Source organism: Streptomyces atroolivaceus, assembly GCF_000717025.1.
Taxonomy (GTDB): domain Bacteria; phylum Actinomycetota; class Actinomycetes; order Streptomycetales; family Streptomycetaceae; genus Streptomyces; species Streptomyces atroolivaceus.
The window spans coordinates 976,646-991,432 of record NZ_JNXG01000002.1; the positions used below are offsets into that span (position 1 = coordinate 976,646).

16 protein-coding genes are annotated in these 14,787 nt (G+C 69.1%); 10 read left to right on the top strand and 6 right to left on the bottom strand.

Features of this window, described 5'->3' with window-relative positions:
• Positions 1-12 precede the first annotated feature (12 nt).
• From OO67_RS07745 to OO67_RS39585, 4 genes are all read left to right on the top strand, one after another.
• Positions 13-1,386, top strand: coding sequence for a helix-turn-helix domain-containing protein (locus OO67_RS07745; protein ID WP_244300059.1), 1,374 nt, complete (start codon positions 13-15; stop codon positions 1,384-1,386).
• A complete protein-coding gene (locus OO67_RS07750; protein ID WP_033298245.1) occupies positions 1,383-2,201 on the top strand; it encodes a class I SAM-dependent methyltransferase in 819 nt (272 codons plus the stop codon). Before OO67_RS07745 ends, OO67_RS07750 begins: the two co-directional genes overlap by 4 nt.
• Before the next feature lie 303 nt (positions 2,202-2,504).
• Positions 2,505-3,551: a YaaC family protein gene (locus tag OO67_RS37825; RefSeq protein WP_106972708.1), complete on the top strand. Its 1,047-nt coding sequence runs from the start codon at positions 2,505-2,507 to the stop codon at positions 3,549-3,551.
• Positions 3,552-3,678: 127 nt separating this feature from the next.
• Entirely contained in the window at positions 3,679-4,680 is a 1,002-nt protein-coding gene (locus OO67_RS39585; protein WP_244300060.1) for a HEAT repeat domain-containing protein, read from the top strand.
• 82 nt (positions 4,681-4,762) lie between these two features.
• On the opposite strand, the gene OO67_RS07760 is transcribed toward OO67_RS39585, so the two are convergent.
• From OO67_RS07760 to OO67_RS07775, 4 genes are all read right to left on the bottom strand, one after another.
• Positions 4,763-6,466, bottom strand: coding sequence for a relaxase/mobilization nuclease domain-containing protein (locus tag OO67_RS07760; RefSeq protein ID WP_033298250.1), 1,704 nt, complete (start codon positions 6,464-6,466; stop codon positions 4,763-4,765).
• The gene (locus OO67_RS07765) at positions 6,456-7,025 is read right to left on the bottom strand and encodes a hypothetical protein (RefSeq protein ID WP_033298251.1); all 570 of its coding nucleotides are present in this window, start codon (positions 7,023-7,025) and stop codon (positions 6,456-6,458) included. The genes OO67_RS07760 and OO67_RS07765 overlap by 11 nt, the downstream gene beginning before the upstream one ends.
• 313 nt (positions 7,026-7,338) lie before the next feature.
• Positions 7,339-8,778: a DUF3631 domain-containing protein gene (locus OO67_RS07770; RefSeq protein WP_078597697.1), complete on the bottom strand. Its 1,440-nt coding sequence runs from the start codon at positions 8,776-8,778 to the stop codon at positions 7,339-7,341.
• Between the two features lie 143 nt (positions 8,779-8,921).
• Positions 8,922-9,116 (bottom strand): helix-turn-helix transcriptional regulator, encoded by a 195-nt coding sequence (locus OO67_RS07775; protein ID WP_033298252.1) that lies wholly within the window; start codon positions 9,114-9,116, stop codon positions 8,922-8,924.
• A gap of 120 nt (positions 9,117-9,236) precedes the next feature.
• On the opposite strand from OO67_RS07775, the gene OO67_RS07780 reads away from it, so the two are divergent.
• The gene (locus tag OO67_RS07780) at positions 9,237-9,737 is read left to right on the top strand and encodes a helix-turn-helix transcriptional regulator (RefSeq protein WP_033298254.1); all 501 of its coding nucleotides are present in this window, start codon (positions 9,237-9,239) and stop codon (positions 9,735-9,737) included.
• Between the two features lie 24 nt (positions 9,738-9,761).
• The gene (locus OO67_RS07785) at positions 9,762-10,916 is read left to right on the top strand and encodes a tyrosine-type recombinase/integrase (RefSeq protein WP_033298257.1); all 1,155 of its coding nucleotides are present in this window, start codon (positions 9,762-9,764) and stop codon (positions 10,914-10,916) included.
• 7 nt (positions 10,917-10,923) lie between these two features.
• On the opposite strand, the gene sodN is transcribed toward OO67_RS07785, so the two are convergent.
• Positions 10,924-11,319 carry a superoxide dismutase, Ni gene (gene sodN, locus OO67_RS07790; protein ID WP_033298259.1) on the bottom strand — a complete coding sequence of 132 codons (396 nt, stop codon included), beginning with the start codon at positions 11,317-11,319 and terminating at the stop codon, positions 10,924-10,926.
• A 179-nt stretch (positions 11,320-11,498) separates the two neighbouring features.
• Between sodN and sodX the strand changes: the two genes are divergently transcribed.
• Complete coding sequence (gene sodX / locus OO67_RS07795; protein WP_033298260.1) at positions 11,499-11,936, top strand: nickel-type superoxide dismutase maturation protease; 438 nt, start codon at positions 11,499-11,501, stop codon at positions 11,934-11,936.
• Here sodX and OO67_RS07800 read toward each other — a convergent pair.
• Positions 11,840-12,469: a CGNR zinc finger domain-containing protein gene (locus tag OO67_RS07800; protein ID WP_033298262.1), complete on the bottom strand. Its 630-nt coding sequence runs from the start codon at positions 12,467-12,469 to the stop codon at positions 11,840-11,842. The genes sodX and OO67_RS07800 overlap by 97 nt on opposite strands.
• Positions 12,470-12,585: 116 nt before the next feature.
• Between OO67_RS07800 and OO67_RS07805 the strand changes: the two genes are divergently transcribed.
• The 3 genes from OO67_RS07805 to OO67_RS07815 all read left to right on the top strand — a co-directional run bounded on the left by OO67_RS07805 (position 12,586) and on the right by OO67_RS07815 (position 14,771).
• Positions 12,586-13,341: a class I SAM-dependent methyltransferase gene (locus tag OO67_RS07805; protein WP_051709201.1), complete on the top strand. Its 756-nt coding sequence runs from the start codon at positions 12,586-12,588 to the stop codon at positions 13,339-13,341.
• Between the two features lie 135 nt (positions 13,342-13,476).
• Positions 13,477-13,980, top strand: a complete 504-nt coding sequence (locus tag OO67_RS07810) for a SigE family RNA polymerase sigma factor (protein WP_033298265.1) — start codon at positions 13,477-13,479, stop codon at positions 13,978-13,980.
• Positions 13,977-14,771: a hypothetical protein gene (locus tag OO67_RS07815; RefSeq protein ID WP_033298266.1), complete on the top strand. Its 795-nt coding sequence runs from the start codon at positions 13,977-13,979 to the stop codon at positions 14,769-14,771. The genes OO67_RS07810 and OO67_RS07815 overlap by 4 nt, the downstream gene beginning before the upstream one ends.
• The last annotated feature ends 16 nt before the right edge of the window (positions 14,772-14,787 follow it).

Here is a 14,787-nt window from a genome sequence, read left to right on the forward strand (position 1 = left end):
ACGGGGGCCACTATGGGGGCCAGAGGTCACGTGTTCCTGGGGGACGGCATGGGCGACACCGGGATCGGCGCCTTGCTCGTCAGGCTGCGTACCGAGCGCGGCTGGAGCCAGCAGAGGGTTGCCGACGAGTACAACGCCCTGGAGGGGCGCTCCGCGAAGACCGGCAAGGAGATCGGGCGGTACGAGCGCGAAGCCCGAGTCCCTGTCCCCTACACCCGGAAGTACCTGGCGCAGGTCTTCGGTGTCGATGTCGCCGTGCTCGACCAAGCCGTTGCCGTCAGCAAGGGGCAGCGGGAGGGGGCTGGCGCCGCCGAGGTCGAGATCGCGCCGTCGGTACTGCCGGCCGAAGTCACTCACGTTCGTGGAGACTCACTCTCTGAGGACGCGGTGCGGTCGGCTGAGTTCGCCCGGTTCATCGCGCAGCGCAACGCCGACGAGTTCGTCGTCGAGCAGTTGGAGGCTGACGTCGGCCGGCTCGCCCGTACGTACGTCAGCCACCCGTTGATGGAGCAGTACGTCGAGATCAGGCGGTTACGGGACGGGGCCTTCGAGCTGCTGCGCGGGCGCCAGCACCCCCGGCAGACCACTGACCTCTACCTCTCTGCTGCTCGCCTCTGCGGCCTGTCCGCGCACGTCTGCCTCGACCTCGGCGACTATGACTCCGCCGCCACCCACGCCCGTACCGCGCGGGCCTGTGCCGAAGCGGCTGGGCACGAGGGGATGCTGGCTTGGGTACGGGCCGTGGAGTCGTTGATCGCGTACTGGACAGGGCGGTACGAGCAGGCGGCCCGGCTGGCGCAGGCCGGTCGGCGGCATAGGGCCAGCGGCAGCATCGGCGCACGGTTGGCGAGTCTGGAGGCGCGGGCGTTGGCGATAGTCGGCGACTCGGCGGGCGCGCTCGCCGCCCTGTCGGATGCCGAACGATCGCGCGAGGCGATCTCGGGCCGGGACGAGGTACTGGGAGTCTTCGACTTCCCCGCGGCCAAGCAGTTCGCGTACGCCGGAACGACCCTCTTGGCCGTAGGCAGGCAGGAGCATGTCCACCGGGCCATCGTCAGCGCGGAGATGGCGATCCGCCTCTACCGCAGCGCGGACGGAGATGACCAGTCGGTCGGTGACCTGTTCGCCGCGCACCTCGACCTCGCCAGCGGGCACCTGCTCCTGGGCGACCTGGAGGGCACGGAGGAGATGCTCGGCTTTGTTCTTCAGTCCTCGCCCGAGCGCATGTCGGCCAGTATCGTGCGCCGGCTCACCGTTCTCGGGCGGGAACTGGAAGGGCCGCAGTACGGTGGAGCCGCGCAGGCAGTGCACCTGCGCGAACGACTCCAGCACACGGCCGTCCGTGCGTCCCTGCCCGCCGCCCACCCACCGGAGTTGCTGACGTGACCGATCTGTCTGCCGCCCACGACGCCGCCGTTACCGATCGGGCCCGCCTGGCGGGCAGCGCGTACAACGGAGACCGGGACCTGGCCGCCCGGCAGTCGCTCTACCAGTGGCAGACACCGCGGTACGACCTCCCCGGCCTCGTCGCCGAGCGGCTGGGCGACGTACGCGGGCGCGTTGTCGACATCGGCTGCGGCAACGGCAAGTTCATCCAGCGGCTCCGTCAGGACCGACCGGACCTGTCCCTGCTCGGCTTCGACATCGCGCCCGGTATCCTCGCCGGCGTCCCCGGCCCGGTCGCCGTGGCGGACGCCACGCGGCTTCCGCTGGCGGCGGGCAGCGTCGACGTCGCCCTTGCGCTCCACATGCTCTACCACGTACCCGACATCCGCCAGGCGGTCAGGGAGCTGGCCCGCGTCGTCGCCCGTGACGGGCTGGTGGTCGTCTCCACCAACAGTGACCGCGACAAAGCTGAGATGGACGACCTCTGGCAGCGGGCCGCCGGCGACGTCCTCGGCGTCGAGCGCGGCCCGGCCCGGATCTCTCTCAGCGCCCGCTTCTCCCTGGAGGAGGCTCCGGCCTTCCTCGGAGAGGAGTTCGGACAGGTGGAGGTCACCGAACTGCCAGGGACCATCACGGTCCGCGACCCCGAGCCCGTCATTGCCCACATGGCCTCGTATCGAGCCTGGGCAGACCAGCACGACGTGCCCTTCGACGCGACCATCGAACGGGCCCGGGCCATCGTCGTCGAGGACATCGCACGCAATGGCGCGTACGAGATCACCTGCCTTGGCGGGATCCTCGTCTGTCGCAGGTGATTCGCCCGAGCTGACGCTGCGGCCAGCGCCTTGGGCAGCTGTCTCACGGCAAACGAAGACGTCCTCGGCGATGTCGCCCTGCCGGCGGCCAGTCCAAAACCGGATCTGGTTCACGATCTGCTGCAGCGGCAAAGGGGGAGCGACGCCCAGCTCCTCGGACAGATACTTCTCGCTAGTACCGTCTGAGGGCCGGGGCGAGGTGCCAGCATTGCTGACCATCGATCTTGTTCCGATTCGAGAGGGCTGCGTCTATAGCTTCCGTGTTCGAGGTTGATTAGTACAGGTTGTTTCCAGGGAGGGAAAATGGCCACATGGCGAGATCTAGCGATGCCGCGCTCGAAAGAGGTTTGGCGTGAGCTGAGGGGCTTGCGAACCGCAGTCGGCGGCCCTGTGCAGCATGATATGGATCGCAGGAATGTCTTCGTTTCATCCCTGGAGCAGGCCCAGCAATTCACCGAGGCGGCTGTGGGGGCGGGTGCCGCGACGCGTCCTGTGCAGATCTTCTACGCGCTGTCTCAGTTCGGAAGGGCGATTGCTGCGTCGTCAGGACTTCTCGGCAAGGGTGAATGGCGGCTGACGGGTCACGGAATTCAAACTCGCAATATCGATGCGAGTCAAGGATTGGCTCGCGTGGCGGTGACTCCGACGGCCAAGGGTTCCTTTCCTGGGGTTGCTCGCGCCTTGGGGGTCCAGCCAATGGAGGCGCAGCGATCTGTATCGTTGGGGGAATTGTGGCCTTTGATTCCTGAGGCTCAGAAAGTTCCCCTTCCGAACTCCTCTGGTCTTCCCGCCCTGTACTTCAGCCCCGGTGGCCTGGTTTACCGGGGGGACGACAGGTGGTGTCGGCTGTCCTTGTCTCCCGTTCCGCAAGATGTGAAAGTTCGCTCGCAGGTCGACCCGCTTTCGGTCGATGTGTTCCTTTCGAGGTACCCCTCGATGAGTGGTTGGTCGCATACGCCAGATGCTCCGGATTCGATTCAGTGGCGCCTTCAGGATAGCGGGGCGAATGAGCTTATGGTATTCCTGCCTTCAGGGCTCGACGTGCACGCGAGGGACGCGGATGGGCGTAGGGAAGCACTAGAACGGGCGACGTTCTATAGGGGTCCCAGTGATTCCTATGTATTCCCGGAGATCGGCGATATGAGTGGCCCAGTTCATCCGCTCCTGGCTTGGTGGGCAATCCTTTTCGGTCTGTCGATATTGGCGCGCTACGAGCCGGAATCCTGGGCCGGGATCATCGATATTGATGACTCCAGTGCGGCAAACGCAGTCGAGCATCTGCTGGAAGAGGCGATTGTGGTCATCCCGCACCTTGCGCTGCGTGCAATCAATGACGTATCGGTATGCTGAAAGAGAGTTTCGACTTGCCAGCCGAGTAGGGCGTTCGCAGTGGGTAGCGATTGGGAGGACGGCTGACCGCGATACTCCTTGGGGTGGTGCAGAGCGTAGTGCTTGAGTTTTCGGCGTGGAGGTTTGCGTGAGGTCGTGGGAGAACGACCCGGCGTATCAAGCAGTGGAGCGGGCGTTCATCAACGCAGATCCGTTTGAGCAGGTGGGAGGCCCCCTCGACGTTCGCGCGGTGGTGGCGGACATCCGCCAGGGCGCCAAGGACGGCTTTCTGCTTGAGGAGGTGCCATGGGACCGCTTCCCGGAGGGGGTCAGGGTCCGCGAGGCCATGGAGCGGTTGCACTCGGGCGACGCCGCCGTTGTTAGTGCGCTCGGCACGCTGATCGGCCTGTGCGCTAACGACATGAGGGCCGCGGTCGCGCCGGCGGTGCCTTTCCTGATTCGAATGGGTACCGATCCGGAGGGCCGCCACCATGCCGAGGCCCTGACCGTGGTGGGCGAGGTGGCGCGCATGTGGCACCAGGGCGTGTGCACACGTGCCGACATGCTGCGGTTCCACGACGATGACGAATGGTTCTTCGAGGTCACCGGCTACCTGCAGAACTGGTCGGTGCAGGCCGCCCGCGAGGCGATCGCGGCGGACACCGATCTTCTCCTGCCCCTGCTCGACGACCCCGACGCCGCAGTGCGCACCGCCACCGCATACGCACTGGCGGCCGCATCCGACCGCGCGCAGGGCATCCTCACCGCGTTCCGCTCCCGCCTGCTCTCCGAGCACAACCCAGCCGCACGCGCGGGCTTGATCCTGGCGATCGCGCAGCTGGCCCGGGCGCACCAGGACCAGGGGGCGGTGGCGTGGATGCGGGCCTGCTGGTCCGACCCGGCACGACCGCCAGAAGTACGCGTGAGCGCCGCGCTGGGGTGGATGTGCCTCACCGACCTGCCGGTCCCGGACGAACTGCGCGCCATGCTGGACACCCTCGCTACCGACGAGACAGCTCGGTTGATGTCACCGTTGCCGTGGATGCGCGCGGTCGAGACCGCCAAGGGCAGCGGCCTTCACAGTTGCCTGCGCACCATGCTGCACCCCGGCACGCCTGGCGTCGAAGACTGCGACGACCCGTGGTCCTGACAGCGAGTCGGGTGTTCCCCCGCCGAACCACGTCGGCTGTTCCTTCGGGGAACGTGTCGCACGGGGTGCGGCGGTCTCCGCATTACCGGCCCCTTCGTAGAGAGTCTGGCTGGGATCGATCGGCCACCGGTGTGGCTGGCAGGTTTGGCGTGGCGGACACGGACGACGTGCCGCTGACCGTACTTCGCTTGCGAGCCGCTTGCGTCCGCCTGTTCGGTTGAGCGGTGATGTGCCAGTTGAGGACCTCGGCGGGGTGCTCGGCGCTGTCGAGTTCCCGCTGGGTGCCCACCTCGGCCAGGAGACGTCGGGGGTTGTGGCCGTCGGTTTCGGCTTGGGCGAGGGTTGTGGTTAGGGCGGTCCAAGTGGGGTCGGTGAGAATCCGGTCGGCGTGGTCGGGGAGGGCCGCGCGCACGTCCTGCTCGAAGCGGCTGGCGGTGGCGGCTCGTGGTGCGCGGTGGGCAAGCTCCACCAAGGCCGGTGCGGCGGCCTGCTGGTAGCCGGCCTGGAGGTGGCGGAAGGCTTCGTCGGCTGCTGCGGCCTGCTGTTCGTGGCCTCGCTGCTCGTGCCACTTGGCGGCGGCGCGGGCCAAGTGCAAGGTGGCGAAGAGCAGGGCGATGGCGAGCCCGCCGGGCTCGTTGGAGGCGTAGGCGAGTTCCTTGCCGGCCTGGCGCAGGGCGGTGGCCGCGTCGTGGTCAGCGCGCATGGCGGAGCGGCGGGCGCGGTTGAAGGCTGAGGCGGCTGCGCGGAGCTCTGTGCGGTGTGGGCCGCTCGTGGAGCTGGCGAAGTTGTACAGGGCGTCACCGAAGGCGGCCAGGTGGCCTTGGGCGGCGGCACCGTCGTCGGAGTCGAGGACGGTGTGCGCCGCTTGTATCGCGGAGATGGTGTGCTGCCACGGCTCGGCAGGATCCGCCGCATACCGGGGGCGGTCGGCTATCTCCTGGTCGGGAAGGCGTTCGCGGAGGCGGTTGATGGAGAGGTCGGGTGCGAGTTTCGAGCCGCTGTACCAGACGGGTTCACCGACGCTGTTGGTGTCGCCGGGTGCAGCGAGGCTGTAGCCGATCACGTCGCCGCTCTCGGGGCCGAGACGCGTCTTGACCTTGATGCCGAGGGATTGGAGCACGGTGAAGTAGTCGGCCTCGGCGTGTACGGCGGCGGCGACCGCGTAGGCCCGCTCGCGCAGCCACTGTCGTGCCGTGATCGTCTGGCCTTGGCGCTCGGCCTTGGCGCGTTCGGCGCCGGTGGGGGTACGGGGAGCCGTGAGGTCACCGGACTTCAGGCGGCGCAGGCCGAACTCGGCTTCGATCCTGCGGCACTCCGCTTGTGCCCGACGGCCGTCCTGGTGGGTGCGCGGGCGGCGTCCGTCGGTGCGGACAGTGGTGGCCATGATGTGGATGTGGTCGTCGGCGTGACGGACTGCGATCCATCGGCACACCTTCTCGTCGCCAGCGGGGGCGATGCCCGTGGCGTGCACGACGCGTCGGGCGACCTCGGCCCACTCGGTGTCGGTGAGGTAGCGGTCGCCGGGCGCGGTGCGGACCGGGCAGTGCCAGACGTGCTGCGGTGGCTTCTTGCCGCCCAGCTCGCGGGTGCGGAGGTCGACGTGGTGGTCGAGTCGTTTGGCGAGCTGGGAGTAGGTGGCTGCCGGGTCGCGGCCGGGGTCGGGAGCGCCGGCCATGTCCCAGGCGGCGACGATGTGGGGGTTGGTGTGCTCGTCGCGGCGGCCAGGGCCGAAGAGGTAGGCGATCAGTCCGCGGCTGTCGGTGCCGGTGGAGACGTCAGGAACCATGAGCCGTGCCGTTCGTCAGGAGCTGGTCGATGAGGTGGAAGCTGTTCTGTGCTGCTTGCTCGACGCGGTCGAGAACCGTTTCGGCGCGCTCGGGCACGGTTCCTCGGTTGATGGCTGCCGTGATCTGGTTGAGGTTGCCGCCGATGCGGTTCAGCGCGACCGTGTGCGCCTCGACGGCCTCGATCAGCGGGCGCAGAGGATCGTCCTCCGGGCTGCCGACCATCCCCGCCTTGCCCTGCGCGACGGCCAGGGCGGCGTCTCCGACGAATCCGGCGAACCTCTGACCGCGCTGGTGAGCGGCGGCGCTGATCACCTGGACCGCGGTGCGCGTAAAGCGGATGGTCTTCTCCTGGTCGCGCTTCTCCACGGTGCGCTTGCGGTTCATCTGCGCGGGCAGGGCGGGGGCGTCGAGATCCCGCCAGGAGGGCTGCTCGACGAGCGGTGGGGCATCGGTCGGCGTACTGCGAGGAGCGGAGTCGGTTGCGGGCCGGCCAGAGTCCTCGGCCCTCCCCTCCTCCGGCTCGGGCGCCCCCTGGCGCTCGGCCTTGTCCTCCGCCACCCCTGGGGCGGGGGCAAGCGCGGACGAAGCCTCGTTAGAGGCTCGTTCGCTCCAGCTTGCTGCTGGTCGTCGGGTGAGGCTGAAGAGCTTCCTGCGGCGGCGGGAGGTGGTGTCGTCGATGCTTGATTCGGGCATGGTGGTGCTCCGTCAGTCGTGGGGTGGGGCTTCGTCGCATCCGTCGCATCCGTCGCGTGGCTGGTCAGCACAGGTACGGAGAGGGCCGCAGGTACGGATCGATCCGTAACGGCGAGGAGATCCGTCCCCGCGCTGACCTGCGCGGGGACGGATGCGACGGATTGATGCGGACCTGGTGTCAGCGGGTGTGCCGGGGGCCTGCGGGTCCGCTGAGTGGGCCGGTGGGCAGCGTCCCGGACGGAGGGGCAGGCGGCCTGCCCTGGGTCGGACGTGCCGGGACCCCGGCGGTGGGTCCCGAGGAGGCGAGGTCGGGGCAGTAGCGGGCCCAGGCATCCACGAACTGGTTGCGGGCGTACGCCTTGGCCTGCCTGCCGTTCTCGAAACGGTGGTTGGCCGGGCTGACGCCGAAGTCGCGCAGCAAGTTCGCCAGGTGGTAGGCGTTGAGCCCCTTCGTGCCGTACTCCGCCCACGGGGCCTCGGCGTCCTGAATGAGCACGGCGAGCAGGTCCTGACTGCGTAGCGCCTCCCTGCCGCCCTCCTGGTCGAAGACACGGCGGATGTCCCGCAGCAGCCGGGTCTTCAGCGTCGTCTGCTCGTCCTGGACCACCTCGTTGCGCGTCATCGCCAGACAGGCGGCACGTGCCCGCGCGGGCCAGTGCCCACCGGCGAGGTCGGCGACGATGACGAGCGGCTCCCAGGTATCGGCGGCGCGGTCCTCGACGGGCATCTTCGGCACTGCGCCCGCGACGGTGCCGCGCTGCGGGACCAGCCAGTCGGCGAGCCGGTCGCGCAGCGCGTGTAGTTCCGGTACGGAGTATCGCGATCGGAACGGGGTGATCCGCTCGCCCGGCTTGCGCTTCTGCATGCGGATGACGATCGCGCGGTCCATGATCGTGTCCGGCAGGTCGCCGATACCGGCCAGAGCCGCCATCGCGAAGGTGGGGAACGCGGTCGGCTTGTGCTCCGGCCCGGAGATCCGCCAGGCCGGCCGGTTGCGCTGATGCCCGGCGTTCAGCAGGCCGCGCAGGTCCTCCTTGTCGCCCGCCTTGGGGCCGAAAATGGTGTCGGCCTCGTCCACCAGCAGCGTCGGCGGGTTCTTGCCGATGACGCGGAAGACGACCGCGGGGGAGGTGTTCACCGTCATCATCGGCTGGTGGACGGTCTCGTAGAGAACGTCCAGGAGACGGGACTTGCCGCACCCCTTGGTAGGTCCCACCACGGCAAGCCGTGGCGCGTGCTGGAGGCCGGGCTGGATGTGGGAGGCCGCGACCCAGAGGGTGACGGCGGTCAGGGCCTCGTCGCTCGGCAGCACCACGTACCGCCCGATCGCCGTGCGGAGATCGTCCAGCAGCGCGCTGCCTTCGCCTGCCGGCCCGCCGCTATCTTGGGACTCTGGTCCGTCTGGAGCAGGAACGCCTGCGCTGTCCGACGCTGTTGTCGGGGCACTAGTTTCGGCAGGTCGCGAATCGCGTGAGCTCAGGCTCGGAGCATCGGAGGGCGGGCCTCCGATGGCGGGGCGTGCTTCTCGGTCGCGAGGCAGACCCTGGCCCGGGACCGCGATCGGTGGCCAGGCAACACCGGATGCCTTCGAGGTGGCGGGGGACGTAGGGTCCTTCATAGATGTTCCTCTCAGGTGGGGGCGAGACGGGCAAGGTCTCGCCCCCGACCAGTTCGTTCAGGGATGGGCGAGGTGCAAGGGGATCTCCGGCCCTCGGCGTAGGCGCGCCGAGGGCCGTTCCCGTGTCCGGGCGGTCCGGCGGCTCATGAGGCCAGGCCCCAGTCGTCCCCGCCGTCGATCAGCGCGCGCTCGTAGCGCAGCAGTTCGGCCTCGGGGTAGAGCACCCGCTTGCCGACCTTGATGCCGCGCGGCCCCTTCTTGAGCTGGCGCCAGTAGCGGACGGTGCTCTCGGCGGTGCGGTAGCGCTCGGCTACCTCGGCGGTGGTCAGGTATCGCATGCGTTCCCATTCGGCTAGGTGGTGATTCGATCTGCATAATCAGTACCTCATGATCGGCGGTTAGCCAAACCGGGAAGCCCATGTTTCAATTTGGATAGCGACGGTCGCGATGGAGGTCCGATGGCAAGCGAGAAGGCCGAGGGCGGCGAAGTGCCGCTGCTCTACAGCGAAGGCAACGTGGCGGGCCGAGTGGCCCTGGAGCGCGAGGTCAGGGGGTGGAGTACGACCGAGCTGGCCGAGCGGGTGACCAGAGCCGGCGTGAAGATGAACCAGACGGCTGTGTGGCGCATCGAGAACGGCTCACCCCGTCGCCGGATCAACCTCGATGAGGCGCTCGCCTTCTCCCGCGTCTTCGAACTCCCCCTCGAAGAGCTGATGTCCCCGCCCCTCGAAGGGCTCGACATCGACAGCCGACGGCTCGTCCAGGAAGCCGTCGAGGCGTTCTACGAGACCCGCGACGCCCGCGATCGCCTGCACCGCGCCGTGGTCGCCGTCGCCGGCCACATCAAGGCCCACCCCTACAGCTCGCGGGCGATCCACGAGCAGTGCCTCCGCCTCATGGGGGACGAGCGAGACGCCCGCGTCCTCAGCGGCGACATCGAGGACGGGGGCCACTACTGACAACCAGCACGAAGGAGAAGCCACTTGGCGAACGTACAGAAGCGCCCCAACGGCAAATGGCGCGCCCGCTACCGTGATCTTGACGGCAAGGAGCACGCTCGCCACTTCGACCGGAAGCTCGACGCCCAGCGCTGGCTCGACGAGGTCACAGCCAGCGTGGTCACTGGTCAGTACGTCGACCCGCGCGCCGGTCGCATCACCTTCGCGAAATACGCCGAGAGGTGGCAGGGCTCGCTCATCGCGAGCGAGGCGGGTGAGCGCATCACCGACAACGCGCTCCGACTCCACCTCGTACCGGCGCTGGGTGCCCGCTCCCTGGCGGCGATACGCCGCAACGACATACAAGTGCTGTTCAAGCACCTGTCCGGCCAGCTTGGCCCGGGCAGTGTCCGGAACGTCCACGACGTCCTCGTGCGCGTCATGACGGCGGCCGTGGACGACAAGGTTATCGCCTCCAGCCCGTGCCGCCGGATCACCCTTCCGGTCATGCCGGACGAGGAGGTCACCCCGCCCACCGTCGCTCAGGTCGAGGTCATGGCCCGTGTGATGCCGCCGTACATCCGCGCGGCCGTCGTCGTGCTCGCCGGGTCAGGCTTGCGCATAGGCGAGTTGCTGGGCCTGAAGGTGTCGGACATCGACTTCAAGGCCGGCAGCATTCGCGTGGAGCGGCAGCGGCTCCAGTCGGGGAAGGTCGGTCCGCCGAAGACGGCGAAGTCCCGGCGCACGGTTCCGGTCGGGGAGGTCGTCACCGACGCGCTCCTCGAACACCTCGCCGCGCGCCCCTCCACGGAGTGGCTGTTCACGATGGAGGAGGGGGAGCCGCTCAACTACCGCCGCTGGAAGACCGAGTGGAACTGCGCCCGTAGGGCGCTCCAGGCGGAGGAGAGCGAGGCGGCCAAGAACGAGGGCCGCAAGCCCGTCGAGCTGCCGCGCATGGTGACCCACGACCTGCGGCACTTCTACGCCTCCGCGCTCATCGCGGGCGGGGCGAGCGTCAAGCAGGTCCAGATGGTCCTCGGCCACGCGTCCGCCGTCATCACGCTGCGGATCTACGCGCACCTGTGGCCGGGGGAAGAAGACCGCACCCGGTCCGTGATGGACGCCGTTCTCGGCGGCCTGCGGACCGGGTGCGGACCGGTAGGCGACATGACCAGCGAAACCGCAGGTCAGACGGCCTAACCGTAGATCAAGCCTTCTTGGTCTCCCAGAAGATCTTGTCGATCTGGGCGATCAGGTCCAGAGCCTTCTGGCCCGTGGCCGGGTCGTTCGAGCCCTTGGCCGCGGAGAGCGCCTTCAGGGTGTCGTTGACCAGCTGGTGCAGCTCCGGGTACTTCTCGAAGTGCGGGGGCTTGAAGTAGTCGCTCCAGAGCACCGAGACGTGGTGCTTGGCGAGCTCGGCACGCTGTTCCTTGATCAGAACGGCGCGCGTGCGGAAGTCCGCGTCCTCGTTGGCCTGGTACTTCTCCTGGACGGCCTTGACGGACTCCGCCTCGATGCGGGCCTGGGCCGGGTCGTACACACCGCAGGGCAGGTCGCAGTGGGCGCTGACCTTCACCTTGGGGGCAAACAGGCGGGAAAGCATGGAGCTGTCCTTCCTCGTGATCGTCTTCTCAGGTGGGACATTACTCCGTGGGAAGCCGCTTTTTGCGGGTGCCCCCTGGGGCTTAGGCCAAAAGTCCGGGGTGAGGATGGGACCGCTGACCGAAATACGGAGCGGTGTGCGCAGCCGTGTGCTGGAGGATGGACCGGGAGGTGCCACAGATGCCGGAACCGGCGCAGGAGCCGTGGAGCGGGCGGACGGCGCGCAGGTCGTTCCAGGTGGTGGAGGTGACAGGGCCGTCGATGGTGCCCACGCTGTACCACGGGGACTGGCTGCTCGTGCAGCGTGGGGCGGCGGTGCGCCCCGGTGACGTGGTGATCCTGCGTCACCCGTTCCAGCAGGACCTGCTGGTCGTCAAGCGGGCCGCCGAGCGACGCGACGGCGGCTGGTGGGTGCTGGGCGACAACGCCTACGCGGGCGGGGACAGCACGGATTACGGGACGGTGCCCGAGGAGCTCGTGCTGGCCCGGGTGCGGGCCCGCTACCGGCCGCTGCGGAAGGATCAGCGGTCGGTGTTCGGGCTGCTGGGCTGGGCGGTGTCCGCGGTTCGCCGCGTCTCGACGGCGCGCTCCGTCTCCAGGCGCTTGCGGGCCCGGTAGGCCGCCACGTTGGCCCGGGTCGCGCAGCGGTCCGAGCAGTAGCGCCGCGAGCGGTTGGTCGAGGTGTCGAGGTAGGCGTTGCGGCAGGGCGGAGCCTCGCACAGGCCGAGCCGGTCCACGCCGTGCGAGGTGAGGTGGAAGGCGAGGCCCATCGCCGCGATCGCGGCGAAGCCCGCCGTCGCGTTCGACGGATGGTCTGCGAGGTGCATGTGCCAGTCAGGCTTGCCGTCCTCGTCCCGGGCGTCATGGCCGGAGATCTGCGGGCTCACGGGAAACTCCAGCAACAGGGAGTTGAGCAGGTCGACCGCGAGGGTCTCGTCGCCGCTGTCGGCCGCCTCGAAGACCGCGCGCAGCCGGGCCCGGACGGACCGGAAGCGGGTCACGTCGGCGTCGGTCGCGCGGCGGGCCGCCTGGGCGTTGGCGCCGAACAGTTCACGGACCGACTCGACCGTGGTGAGGGAGTCCGTGCCACGGGCCGGCTCCTCGGTGTTGACCAGACGCACGGCGTAGTCCGAGTAATAGGCCAGTTCCACTTGTAGTCCTTACGGCGTCGGTCTATGGTCGATGTGCCGACCAGTGTAATGGTTGGTCGGGCTTAAAGGGTCTTACGCAACCGGTCTGACCGGTACGGGTCGAGGTGGAGGTTCGAGTGACGGCGACGGGCACCGACTGGCGGTCCTGGCAGAAGAGCTGGGACCGGCAGCAGGAGTGGTACATGCCGGACCGCGAGGAGCGGTTCCGGGTGATGCTGGACATGGTCGAGGCCGTTGTGGGGCCCGAACCGAGAGTGCTCGACCTGGCGTGCGGTACGGGCAGTATCACGGACCGGCTCCTCGAGAGGTTCCCCGGCGCCGTCAGCACCGGCGTCGACCTCGACCCCGCGCTGCTCGCCATCGCACGTGGCACCTTCGAGGGGGACGACCGGGTCACCTTCGTGACCGCCGACCTCAAGGACGCCTCCTGGACCGGGAAGCTTCCGTATCCCTCCTACGACGCCGTGCTCACGGCCACCGCCCTGCACTGGCTGCATACCGGACCTCTCGCCGCCCTGTACGGGCAGATCGGCGGACTGGTCAGGGACGGCGGGGTGTTCATGAACGCGGACCACATGATCGACACCGACACTCCCCGCATCAATGCCGCCGAACGTGCCCACCGGCACGCCGCCATGGACCGGGCCCGGGCCGAAGGCGCCGTGGACTGGGCGGAGTGGTGGGCACTCGCGGCGAAGGACCCGGTGCTCGCGGCGCCCACCGCCGAGCGGTTCGCGATCTACGGGGAGCACGCGGACGGCGACATGCCGTCCGTCCACTGGCATGCCCGCACTCTCCGCGAGGCGGGCTTCGGCGAGGCCCGCGCGGTCTGGGCCTCGCCTTCGGACAGCATGGTGCTCGCGGTGAAGTAGGGCGTGAGCGAGAAACACGAGGGGCGGCTCCGGCCGCCCCCCGTGCCGTTTCTCCCCCTGCTGCAACCTCCGGTCCACCCCGGCGCACTGGAAGGGTGAGACGGTCCGCATCCGCGGGCCCGGAGAGGGGCGCCGATGACGCGGAGCAATGACGACGCCGCACTGCGCGCATTCGTGGAGAGCAGACGCACGGCGCTGTTCCGCAGCGCCTACCTGCTGTGCGGCGACCGGCACGAGGCCGAGGACCTGGTCCAGACGACGCTGGTCAAGGTCGTACTCGGCGGAAAGCGGCACGGGCGCCTCGACAACATCGAGGCCTACGCACGCAAGACCCTGGTCAACACCCACATCGCCGCCCGCCGCCGCTTCTGGCGGCGTGAGCGCCCGTACGGCGAACTGCCCGACAACGCCGGCGACCAGGCCGACGCGGACACCGGCCTGATGGTCCGGGCGGCGCTCGCCCGGCTCACGGCCAAGCAGCGAGCGGTGCTGGTGCTGCGCTACTGGGAGGACCTGAGCGTGGAGGCCACGGCGGAACTGCTCGGGATGCGGGAGAACACGGTCAAGAGCCATTCGGCTCGGGGGCTGGCGGCGCTGCGCGCCGAGATGGCGGCTGACATGGCGGAGGAACTCGTATGAACGACGTGCACGCACTGCTGGAGCGGGCCGTCGCGCCCGCCGGCCACCCCGCAGTCTCGCCCGAGGCGGTGTACGCCCGGGCAGCCAGGGTCCGGTCCGGGCGCCGGGCCGCGGTGTCGGCCGCCGCGCTCGCCGTGGTGGCCACCGGGGCCGTCACCCTGCCGGGATTCGTCGGTGGCGCGGAGAGGGAGCCGCTCCCGGTGGCGGCCGCTCCCGCACAGCCGGCCGAGGGGGGCGAGAAGGCCGAGAGGCTGTCCACGCTCCTGCCGTCCGAGGTGGGAGAGGTGAGGTACTCGGGCGGAAGCGTGCTGATGCTGCCGGGGAGGCCCTTCAAGCCCGGAACAGAGGGAGGGGTGGCGGTCCATTGGGCCACCGACGACACGGGCCCGCTGGACGGTGCGTACGCGGTCCCTGAGGGGGGCTCCATCACCCTGCACACCGTGGATGCCGAGTTCGTGGCCGACAAGCTCGGTCCGGACGCATCGGGTCCGGGACTCTGCGCGAGGCAGGAACGGGAGCAGTCGGTGACCGACTGCGTGAGCGAGGAACTGCCTGGGGGCGAGGTACTGACGACGTGGAGCACACCGCAGGACCGCCGGCACGAAGGCACGCAGCAGAGGGCTGCGACCGGCGGCCGGCTCCTGCTGAAGGACGGGGCCATGCTGGTGGCCGGTTCCACGGCCCGGCACACCGGCGACGCATCCGAAGAGGTACCGGACACGAGCCCGCCGCTCAGCCGTGAGCAGCTGCGCACCTTCCTGCTGCGACCGGAGCTGCTGCCGGAGAAGTAGGACGTGAGGGGGGCGG